Here is an 11,168-nt window from a genome sequence, read left to right on the forward strand (position 1 = left end):
TGGTTAGTGCGCGCGACCTTGTTCTACGCCGTACCCGGTCTGGGAACGGATGAACTGGGCACGGAACTGCTCGCGTTCGCGATTACCTTCTTCTGAGTTATCGGTAGCAGAGAAGAACCAGATCCCGAGGAACGCTACGCTGATGGAGAACAGCGCCGGATATTCATACGGGAAAATGGCTTTTTCGTGACCAAGGATCTGGACCCAAATCGTCGGGCCAAGCACCATCAGCACCACCGCCGTCAGCAGACCTAACCAGCCGCCCAACATCGCGCCACGCGTGGTCAGTCTTGACCAGTACATGGAGAGCAGAATGATCGGGAAGTTGCAGCTGGCTGCGATAGCAAACGCCAGACCTACCATGAAGGCGATATTCTGGTTCTCAAACAGCACGCCGAGCAGGATGGCAATCACGCCCAACACCAGTACGGTGATTTTCGACACCTTCAGTTCTTCACGTTCGGTTGCGCCTTTACGGAACACGTTGGCATACAGGTCGTGAGAAACGGCCGATGCGCCCGCCAGCGTCAGGCCTGCAACCACCGCCAGGATGGTGGCAAACGCCACGGCTGAGATGAAGCCCAGGAACAGGTTGCCGCCCACCGCATTTGCCAAGTGAACCGCCGCCATGTTGTTACCGCCGATCAGCGCGCCAGCAGCGTCTTTATACGCCGGGTTAGCGCCCACCAGCATGATCGCGCCAAAGCCGATGATAAAGGTCAGGATGTAGAAATAACCCATAAAACCGGTGGCATAGAACACGCTCTTACGCGCTTCTCGGGCATCGCTGACCGTGAAGAAGCGCATCAGGATGTGCGGCAAGCCTGCCGTACCAAACATCAGGCCGAGACCTAACGATAGGGCGGAGATCGGATCTTTTACCAGTCCGCCCGGGCTCATAATGGCTGAACCTTTCGGGTGTACCGCCATTGCTTCGGTGAACAGGTTGTTGAAGCTAAAGCCGACGTGCTTCATCACCATAAAGGCCATAAAGCTGGCGCCGAACAGCAGCAGAACGGCTTTGATGATCTGTACCCAGGTGGTCGCCAGCATGCCGCCAAACAGGACGTACATCATCATCAGTACGCCAACCAGTACGACGGCGATGTGATAGTTCAGACCAAACAGCAGCTCAATCAGCTTACCTGCGCCCACCATCTGGGCGATCAGATACAGCGCGACCACCACCAGAGAACCACAGGCCGACAGAATACGGATTGGTCCTTGCTTCAGACGATAAGAAGCAACATCTGCAAAGGTGTAACGACCCAGGTTACGCAGACGCTCAGCAATCAGGAACAGGATAATTGGCCAGCCGACCAGGAAGCCGAGTGAATAGATCAGCCCGTCATAACCGGAGGTAAACACCAGCGCGGAAATCCCGAGAAACGATGCCGCCGACATATAGTCGCCCGCAATCGCCAGCCCGTTCTGGAAACCAGTGATGTTGCCGCCGGCGGTGTAGTAGTCATTACGCGAACGTACGCGCTTAGACGCCCAGTAAGTAATACCGAGCGTAAAGATGACGAAAATCAGGAACATGACAATCGCCTGCCAGTTGGTTGGCTGGCGTTGGACTGCACCGCTAATAGCATCCGCCGCGTTTGCGGCGAAGGGCAGCGTGGCGGCAAGCGCCGTCAGGACTCTCTTCATGATGCTTTAACCTCGTGCAGAACCGCATTGTTCAGGCGGTCGAATTCACCGTTTGCCCGCCAGATATAGATCCCGGTCAGGATGAAGGAGATGAGGATCACACCGACCCCAATCGGAATACCCCGGGTGACGCTGGTTCCCGCGTGTAGCGGCGTACCCAGCCAGCCAGGCGCAAAGGCAATCAGTAAAATAAAGCTGATGTAAACTGCCAGCATGATGATGGACAGAATGGTGGCAAACCGTTGCCTTTTTTCAACTAACTCCCTGAAACGCGCACTGTCTTCTATCCGCTGATAAATAGAGTCATTCATCACAGAGTTCTCCAGAGGCCCCCTTCGTCTTTCACGTTGCAAGTGTGTTGGCCGCACTCGCCCACCTCAGTCACATAGTGAACTATGCTCCTGGGGATGCGCTCGCTTGCCGCCTTCCTGCAACGCGAAATCCTTTGGGGTGGGTTATTATATTTTCCCTCCCGGTCAGGGGAGGGGTAGGGGTAGGATTTGTAGGCCCGATAAGCCGCGCACCATCGGGCATTTCACGGTTGTGGTTATGATGGCATCGCGATGGCCTGCTTCTCTTCGAGCAGTTTCTCTACCACGCCAGGATCGGCGAGGGTCGAGGTATCGCCCAGATTGCTGGTATCGCCCGCCGCGATTTTACGCAGAATACGGCGCATGATTTTGCCGGAGCGGGTTTTCGGCAGTGAGTCGGTCCAGTGCAGCACGTCTGGCGTTGCCAGCGGACCAATTTCTTTACGTACCCAGTTGCGCACTTCGGCGTACAGCTCAGGTGACGGCTCTTCGCCGTGATTCAGCGTGACGTAGGCGTAGATCGCCTGGCCTTTAATATTATGCGGAATACCCACCACCGCGGCCTCGGCGATCTTCGGATGCGACACCAGCGCCGATTCGATTTCTGCCGTTCCCAGACGGTGGCCAGAAACGTTCAGCACATCGTCCACACGACCGGTGATCCAGTAATAGCCATCTTCGTCACGACGCGCGCCATCGCCGCTGAAGTACATATTCTTGAAGGTAGAAAAGTAGGTCTGCTCAAAGCGTTCGTGATCGCCAAACAGCGTTCTCGCCTGGCCCGGCCACGAGTCGGTAATCACCAGGTTGCCTTCGGTCGCGCCTTCCAGCGGATTACCCTCGTTATCGACAATCGCAGGCTGTACGCCAAAGAACGGACGGGTTGCGGAACCCGCTTTCAGCTCGGTGGCGCCCGGCAGCGGGGTGATCATGAATCCACCGGTTTCGGTCTGCCACCAGGTATCGACGACCGGGCATTTTTCGTTGCCGATCTTCTTCCAGTACCACTCCCATGCTTCCGGGTTAATCGGCTCGCCAACGGAACCCAGGATACGCAGCGAGGAGCGGTCAGTGCCTTCAATCGCTTTATCACCTTCTGCCATCAGGGCGCGGATGGCGGTCGGCGCGGTATACAGAATATTGACCTGGTGCTTGTCCACAACCTGCGACATACGCGCCGGGGTTGGCCAGTTTGGCACGCCTTCGAACATCAGCGTGGTTGCGCCGCAGGCCAACGGACCATACAGCAGGTAGCTGTGCCCGGTTACCCAACCCACGTCAGCGGTACACCAATAAATATCGCCCTGATGGTAGTCAAACACGTACTTAAAGGTGGTTGCGGCGTAGACCAGATATCCGCCGGTGGTATGCAGTACGCCTTTTGGCTTGCCGGTTGAACCGGAGGTATAGAGGATAAACAGCGGATCTTCCGCGTTCATTTCTTCCGGCTGATGTTCCGGGCTGGCTTTCTCGATAAGATCGGACCACCACAAGTCACGGCCTTCCTGCCATTCCGTTTTTCCACCGGTACGTTTGAGGACGACCACATGTTCAACGGTTTTCACGTTCGGGTTTTTCAGCGCATCATCGACGTTCTTTTTCAGCGGGATGGCGCGGCCGGCGCGCACGCCTTCGTCGGCGGTGATCACCAGACGTGAATTGGAGTCGATGATACGTCCGGCGACCGCCTCTGGTGAAAAACCACCGAAGATGACCGAATGCACCGCGCCAATGCGGGCGCAAGCCAGCATAGCAACCGCCGCTTCCGGCACCATCGGCATATAAATGGCCACCACGTCGCCTTTTTTAATGCCTAAATCCAGTAGCGTATTGGCGAAACGGCAAACATCGCGATGCAGTTCGCGATAAGTAATGTTTTTGCTTTGGGTGGCGTCATCGCCTTCCCAGATGATGGCGGTGCGATCGCCATTTGCCTGTAAATGACGGTCAAGGCAGTTTGCGGCCAGGTTCAGGGTGCCGTCTTCGTACCATTTAATCGACACGTTGCCTGGTGCGAAGGAGGTGTTCTTCACCTGGCTGTACGGCTTGATCCAATCAAGTATCTTTCCCTGCTCGCCCCAAAATGTGTCGGGTTCGTTAACGGATTGCTGGTATTTCTCTTCGTACTGCTCCGGGTTTATCAGGCAACGATCCGCAATGTTTGCGGGAATAGCGTGTTTATGTATTTGGCTCATGGCTTTTGTTCTCCTTGTAGGATGTTAATAATATGTCTCATAAACGTTAAATGTAGGGGCTTTGAGAGTTTTGTTTAGTATTTGCGCGGCAGATCACGCAATAAACGAATTGTGCAAATTAGCGGCAAACTTAATTTTGAAGGGAACTAGCAAAAATTGATTAAATCTCGCGATAACATGTAGTTATCTAAAGGATTATTGAAAAGGTGATCTATCTCTGAATTAGACAAAAGAGTGAGGAGTTAGAGGGGGTTTATAACTCTAAAGTGGTATTTTACATACACTTACAATTGATTAAAGACAACATTTTCAGTGTGGTTTCTTGTTACAAATAGGGTGGAGCAATGTCATGACAGTATTCGTGTGGTTGCTGTTATGGAAAACAATAAAAGAACCGCCATTGCAGATAATGGCGTCATCTGGATGAGACCCCTATGGCAAGGATAAAATCACGCGTACGCCGTTTCTTCAGCCTGTTATTACCTTTATTATTTATTTCTGCTGTTCACGCTGAACAAACTCCTGTACCCGCAAAAACCGTCACCGTTGAAGCGAAGAATGAAACCTTCGCTCCTCAGCATCCCGATCAATATCTCTCCTGGAAAGCCACGTCTGAGCAATCAGCCCGTGAAGATGCGCTGGCAGAAGATCCGCGTCTGGTGATCCTGTGGGCGGGATATCCATTCTCGCGCGATTACAACAAACCGCGTGGACACGCCTATGCCGTGACCGATGTACGTGAAACCTTACGTACCGGCGCACCAAAAACGGCTGAAGACGGTCCGCTGCCGATGGCCTGCTGGAGCTGTAAAAGCCCGGACGTAGCGCGTCTGATCCAGAAAGATGGTGAAGATGGCTACTTCCACGGTAAATGGGCGCGCGGCGGTCCAGAAATTGTTAACAATCTCGGCTGTGCAGATTGCCATAACACTGCGTCACCAGACTTCGCCAAAGGCAAGCCAGAGCTGACGCTGTCGCGTCCTTATGCAGAACGCGCGATGGAAGCAATCGGCAAACCGTTTGAGAAAGCCGGTCGCTTTGATCAGCAATCCATGGTCTGCGGTCAGTGCCACGTGGAATACTACTTCGACGGTAAAAACAAAGCCGTTAAGTTCCCGTGGGACGAGGGCATGAAAGTCGAGAACATGGAGAAATACTACGACACCATCGCCTTCTCTGACTGGACCAACTCCCTGTCGAAAACGCCGATGCTGAAAGCGCAGCACCCGGAATATGAAACCTGGAGCGCGGGCATTCACGGCAAGAACAACGTGACCTGTATCGACTGTCACATGCCGAAAGTGCAAAACGCGGAAGGCAAGATCTACACCGACCATAAGATTGGTAACCCGTTCGATAACTTTGCTCAGACCTGTGCGAACTGTCACACCCAGGATAAAGCGTCCCTGCAAAAAGTGGTCGCCGAGCGTAAACAGGCTATTCATGACCTGAAAATCAAGGTCGAAGATCAGCTGGTTCATGCGCACTTCGAAGCGAAAGCTGCATGGGATGCGGGCGCGACTGAAGCGGAAATGAAGCCGATTCTGGAAGATATCCGTCACGCACAATGGCGCTGGGACCTGTCTATCGCCTCACACGGTATTCACATGCACGCTCCGGAAGAGGGTCTGCGGATGCTGGGTAGTGCGATGGATAAAGCCGCCGATGCGCGTACCAAACTGGTCCGTCTGCTGGCGACTAAAGGCATCACCCATGAAATCCCGTTACCGGATATCTCTACCAAAGAGAAAGCCCAGGCGGCGATTGGTCTGAACATGCAGCAAATCAATGCTGAGAAGCAGGACTTCATCAAAACGGTGATTCCGCAGTGGGAAGATCAGGCGCGTAAAAACGGTCTGTTAAGCCAATAACCCCATTTCGCCCCGTCAGGGGCGGATAACTCAACGGAGTGAATATGAGCGTATTACGTTCGTTATTAACTGCTGGGGTGCTGGCGTCAGGCTTGTTCTGGAGCCTGAGTGGAATCACTGCCACGCCAACGCCGCAGGAGTCGGATCAACGCTGGACGGTTACCCAACAGCGTAATCCGGATGCCGCCTGTCTGGATTGTCACAAGCCAGATACCGAAGGTATGCATGGTAAGCATGCAGAAGTCATCAACCCGAATAACAAACTGCCGGTCACCTGCACCAACTGTCACGGCCAGCCGTCACCGAACCACCGTGAAGGGGTGAAGGATGTGATGCGCTTTAATGAGCCGATGTACAACGTTGAACAGCAGAACAGCGTCTGTATGTCCTGCCACCTGCCTGAGCAGCTACAAAAAGCGTTCTGGCCACACGATGTTCACGTAACCAAAGTGGCGTGTGCCAGCTGTCACTCACTGCATCCGAAGCAAGACACGATGCAGACGCTAAGTGATAAAGGACGGATCAAGATTTGCGTCGATTGCCACAGCGATCAGCGTAACAATCCGAACTTTAACCCGGCGTCGGTTCCGTTGCTTAAGGAGCATCCATGAGTTGCTCTCGTCGCCAGTTTATCACCCGCGTCGGCGCGCTGGTGGCAGTGAGCGGGACGGCGGGACGCGTTGTGGCGAAGACGCTGAACATCAACGGCGTACGTTACGGTATGGTACATGATGAGTCACTATGCATCGGCTGTACGGCCTGCATGGATGCTTGCCGGGAAGTAAACAACGTGCCGGAAGGGGTATCGCGTCTGACGATTATTCGCAGCGAGCCGCAGGGGACGTTTCCTGATGTGAAGTATCGTTTTTTCCGTCATTCGTGCCAGCATTGCGACCATGCCCCCTGCGTTGACGTCTGCCCGACGGGGGCATCGTATCGCGATGCCGCCAGCGGTATTGTGGATGTGAACCCGGACCTGTGCGTTGGCTGCCAGTACTGTATCGCCGCGTGTCCTTATCGCGTGCGCTTTATCCATCCGGTTAGCAAAACGGCGGATAAATGCGATTTCTGTCGGAAAACCAATCTGAAAGCGGGCAAGCAGCCCGCCTGCGTTGAGTCGTGTCCGACGAAGGCGCTGACGTTTGGTAATCTGGACGATCCCAACAGCGATATCTCCCGCTTGTTGCTGCAGAAAACCACCTACCGTTACAAGCTGGCGTTGGGCACAAAACCGAAGGTCTACCGCGTTCCCTTTAAATTTGGGGAGGTGAGCCAATGACATCCGCTTCTGCATTTCATTTTGAATCACTGGTGTGGGACTGGCCCATTGCCATCTATCTGTTCCTGATTGGCATCTCCGCCGGACTGGTCACGCTGGCGATTCTGCTGCGTCGTTTCCATCCGGAGGCGGGCGGTTCTGACAGCACGCTGCTACGCACTACGCTGGTGTTAGGGCCGGGGGCGATTATCTTCGGTCTGCTGATTCTGGTGTTCCACCTGACGCGTCCATGGACCTTCTGGAAACTGATGTTCCACTACAGCTTCACTTCGGTGATGTCGATGGGAGTCATGTTGTTCCAGTTGTACATGGTGGTGCTGGTGCTGTGGCTGGCAAAAATCTTTGAAAAAGAGGTGATTGCTCTGCAACAGCGCTGGCTGCCGCGATTAGGGATCGTACAGAAAATGCTGACGTTGATTGCGCCGTTTCATCGCGCGCTGGAGACGTTAATGCTGGTGCTGGCGGTCCTGCTCGGGGCGTACACCGGTTTTCTGCTGTCGGCGCTGAAATCCTACCCGTTCCTGAATAACCCGATCCTGCCGGTGCTGTTCCTGTTCTCCGGGATCTCCTCCGGCGCGGCGGTGGCGCTGATCGCCATGGCGTTACGTCATCGTAGCAATCCGCACAGTACCGAAGCGCACTTTGTGCATCGCATGGAAGTCCCGGTGGTATGGCTGGAGATCTTCCTGCTGGCGGCGTTTTTCGTCGGCCTGGCGCTGGGCGATGACGGCAAAATGCGCGCGCTGGCGGCGGCACTGGGCGGCGGATTCTGGACCTGGTGGTTCTGGCTGGGCGTGGCCGGGCTTGGGCTGATACTGCCGATGCTGCTAAAACCTTGGGCCAACCGCAGTTCGACGTTTCATGGCGTGCTGGCAGTGTGCGGTGCCAGCCTGACCGGCGTACTGCTGCTGCGCTTTTTTATTCTCTATGCGGGTCAGCTAACCGTTGCGTAAGGTGATATCTGGACGTTCTCCTTCCTGAAGCCGGTTTTCTGGCACTGTTGTTAAGCCTCGGGGTCAACGTGTTGACCCCGCTTGCCGTGCTGGTGGGTGTCCGCCAGCGCTGGCAAGGCGTAATGCGCCTGGCAAGCGTGGGCATGTGGACGCAATTTTCGCTGCTGCTGCTGGCCTTTGCCATTCTGATATTCTGCTTTCTGACCAGCGACTTTTCGGTGGTCTACGTTGCTCAGCATAGCTACAGCCTGCTGCCGTGGGGATTAAAACTGGCGGCGGTGTGGGGCGGGCATGAAGGATCGCTGCTGCTGTGGGTGCTGTTTCTTTCCGGCTGGAGCGCGCTGTTCGCCTTGCGCTATCGGCGTGATTCCGACCTGCTGTTTCCGTTAACGCTCAGCGTCCTCGCACTGATAACGGCCCTGCTGCTGCTGTTTGTGGTGATATGGTCCGATCCGTTCGTGCGTATCTTCCCGCCAGCCATTGAAGGGCGCGACCTTAACCCGATGCTGCAACATCTCGGGTTAATCCTCCATCCGCCGCTGCTGTACCTGGGTTACGGTGGCTTGATGGTGGCGGCAGGCGTGGCGCTGGCCTCGCTGCTGCGCGGTGACTTTAATGCGCAGAGCGCCGGGGTGTGCTGGCGCTGGGCGCTGCCTGGCTGGTGTGCGCTGACGCTGGGGATTATCCTCGGCTCCTGGTGGGCTTACTGCGAGTTGGGCTGGGGCGGCTGGTGGTTCTGGGACCCGGTAGAAAATGCCTCCTTATTACCCTGGCTTTCCGCCAGTGCGCTGCTGCATAGTCTGTTCATCACGCGCCAACGTGGGATCTTCCGCCACTGGTCGCTGCTGCTGGCGATCGTCACGCTGATTTTATCGCTGCTGGGGACGCTGATTGTGCGTTCCGGCATTCTCGTTTCCGTGCACGCTTTTGCGCTGGATAACGTCCGCGCCACGCCGCTGTTCGCGCTGTTTACCGTATTGAGCCTGGCATCGCTCGGGCTGTACGCCTGGCGGGGACAGCAAGTCCGCCAGAATGCGCGTTTTGGCGGCTGGTCGCGCGAGATGCTGATTCTGGTCGCGCTATTACTTTTTTGCGCGGTGCTGCTGATTGTGCTGATTGGCACCCTTTACCCGATGATTTACGGGTTGTTCGGCTGGGGGCGGCTCTCCGTGGGCGCACCGTACTTTAACCGTGCTACGCTGCCCTTTGGCCTGCTGATGCTGCTGGTTATCGTGCTGGCGACGATCAGAAGCCGCAAAGTGCCTGTGCGTTGCCAGCTTCCGGCACTGCTGGCGCATGCCGGGGTGCTGGTGTTTGCGGCTGGGATCGTCTTTTCCAGCGGTAGTCGTCAGGAGATAAGCCTGAATCTGAGCCCCGGGCAGCAGGTGGAACTGGCGGGCTATATTTTTCGTTTTGAGCGTCTCGACCTGGAAGCAAAAGGTAACTACACCAGTGAAAAAGCGCAGATCACGCTGTGGCAGAATGAGAAACGCATTGGCAGCCTGCAGCCTGAAAGACGCTTCTATGCCGCGCGCCGTCAACAGATGATGGAGCCGGGGATCCGCTGGAATCTGATGCATGACTGGTATGCGGTAATCGGCGAAAAAACCGGACCGGACCGTTATGCCATGCGCTTGTACGTACAGACCGGCGTGCGCTGGATTTGGGGCGGGGGACTGTTAATGGTCTGTGGTGCGCTGCTGAGCGGATGGCGAGGGAGAAAGCGCGATGCATAAACTAATCAACGCGTTGCCGGATGGCGGCGAACGGGGTGTGAAAACGGTAGGTCGGATAAGCGCAGCGCCATCCGGCAGAACATGTTTACTCTTAGCTATCATTTTGTTTTTCATCGCCTTCGCGACACATGCCCAGGTTGTGGACACATGGACTTTTGCCAACCCGCAACAACAGGAAAAAGCGTTGTCTATTGCCAGTCAACTGCGCTGTCCACAGTGTCAAAACCAAAACTTGCTGGAATCCAATGCGCCGGTAGCGGTCAGTATGCGCCACCAGGTTTATAGCATGGTGGCGGAAGGGAAAAGTGAAGCCGAGATAACGACGTGGATGACCGATCGCTACGGTGATTTTGTGCGCTACAACCCGCCGTTGAATGAGCAAACGCTGCTGCTGTGGGCGTTGCCGTGCCTGCTGTTATTGCTGGTGGGCGTGGTGGTCTGGCGGGTGAGACGGCGCCAGCGCGTAGAGGAGGATGTGCAATGAGCCAGTCCAACCATTCCCCTGCGCCGTTACGCCCACTCCCCGTGAAGTGGCTGACCGCTGCGACGGTGCTGATGGTTGTGGCCTGCATCGGAGGTTATCTGTTGACGCCCAAATGGCAGGCGGTGCGTCAGGAACAGACGCGGCTGGCGGACCCATTACATGCGTTCGCCGATGAAAATATTCAGGAAAAACAGCTGCTTTTGCTGCAATCGCAAATTCGTGCTAATCCGCAGGACGGTGTGAAATGGGCGCAACTCGGTGAGTACTATCTTTGGCAAAACGCGTATCATAATGCGCTGCTTACCTACGAGCAGGCGCTGCGTGTAGGGGGTGAAAATGCTGAGATCTATTCAGCGCTGGCAACGGTATTGTATTACCAGGCCGGGCAGCATATGACACCGCCCACTCGCGAGATGATTGATAAGGCTCTGGCGCTGGACCCGACAGAGGTCACTGCGCTGATGCTGTTAGCCTCAGATGCGTTTATGCAGGCAGACTACGCCCAGGCCATTTCAGTGTGGCAAAAAGTTATGGATTTAAACTCGCCGAGGGTGAACCGGGCACAGCTCATTGACTCTATTAATATGGCGAAGTTGTTGCAGAATCGGCAAAAATAAATTTGTTTCTTTTGTGATTTGTATCATTTGGCCTGTTTAAAAAACAGGCGAACGAACAAATGAGCAAAA

The 11,168-nt window shown here is 55.2% G+C and carries 8 protein-coding genes and 1 pseudogene; 6 read left to right on the plus strand and 3 right to left on the minus strand.

Translation table 11 applies throughout. From position 1 onward, the window contains the following. Positions 1–3: 3 nt before the first annotated feature. The 3 genes from actP to acs form a co-directional block, all read right to left on the minus strand. A complete protein-coding gene (actP, locus tag OGW44_RS01005; protein WP_016155369.1) occupies positions 4–1,653 on the minus strand; it encodes a cation/acetate symporter ActP in 1,650 nt (549 codons plus the stop codon). Continuing rightward, the gene (locus OGW44_RS01010) at positions 1,650–1,964 is read right to left on the minus strand and encodes a DUF485 domain-containing protein (protein ID WP_016155370.1); all 315 of its coding nucleotides are present in this window, start codon (positions 1,962–1,964) and stop codon (positions 1,650–1,652) included. Before OGW44_RS01010 ends, actP begins: the two co-directional genes overlap by 4 nt. 236 nt (positions 1,965–2,200) lie before the next feature. Then, positions 2,201–4,159: an acetate--CoA ligase gene (gene acs, locus OGW44_RS01015; RefSeq protein WP_016155371.1), complete on the minus strand. Its 1,959-nt coding sequence runs from the start codon at positions 4,157–4,159 to the stop codon at positions 2,201–2,203. A gap of 434 nt (positions 4,160–4,593) precedes the next feature. On the opposite strand from acs, the gene nrfA reads away from it, so the two are divergent. The 6 genes and pseudogenes from nrfA (at position 4,594) to nrfG (ending at position 11,099) form a co-directional block, all read left to right on the plus strand. Further along, positions 4,594–6,030 (plus strand): ammonia-forming nitrite reductase cytochrome c552 subunit, encoded by a 1,437-nt coding sequence (gene nrfA / locus OGW44_RS01020; protein ID WP_016155372.1) that lies wholly within the window; start codon positions 4,594–4,596, stop codon positions 6,028–6,030. A gap of 44 nt (positions 6,031–6,074) precedes the next feature. After that, positions 6,075–6,641 carry a cytochrome c nitrite reductase pentaheme subunit gene (gene nrfB / locus OGW44_RS01025; RefSeq protein WP_005132587.1) on the plus strand — a complete coding sequence of 189 codons (567 nt, stop codon included), beginning with the start codon at positions 6,075–6,077 and terminating at the stop codon, positions 6,639–6,641. Next, a complete protein-coding gene (nrfC, locus tag OGW44_RS01030) occupies positions 6,638–7,309 on the plus strand; it encodes a cytochrome c nitrite reductase Fe-S protein (RefSeq protein ID WP_016155373.1) in 672 nt (223 codons plus the stop codon). The genes nrfB and nrfC overlap by 4 nt, the downstream gene beginning before the upstream one ends. Then, the gene (gene nrfD, locus OGW44_RS01035; RefSeq protein WP_016155452.1) at positions 7,306–8,262 is read left to right on the plus strand and encodes a cytochrome c nitrite reductase subunit NrfD; all 957 of its coding nucleotides are present in this window, start codon (positions 7,306–7,308) and stop codon (positions 8,260–8,262) included. The genes nrfC and nrfD overlap by 4 nt, the downstream gene beginning before the upstream one ends. Before the next feature lie 8 nt (positions 8,263–8,270). After that, positions 8,271–10,482 (plus strand): annotated as a pseudogene (nrfF, locus tag OGW44_RS01040) (heme lyase NrfEFG subunit NrfF). Next, entirely contained in the window at positions 10,479–11,099 is a 621-nt protein-coding gene (gene nrfG / locus OGW44_RS01045) for a heme lyase NrfEFG subunit NrfG (protein ID WP_286454010.1), read from the plus strand. Before nrfF ends, nrfG begins: the two are co-directional and overlap by 4 nt. The last annotated feature ends 69 nt before the right edge of the window (positions 11,100–11,168 follow it).

The organism is Citrobacter sp. Cb023, from assembly GCF_030336805.1.
In the GTDB taxonomy this organism is placed as follows: Bacteria; Pseudomonadota; Gammaproteobacteria; order Enterobacterales; family Enterobacteriaceae; genus Citrobacter; species Citrobacter braakii.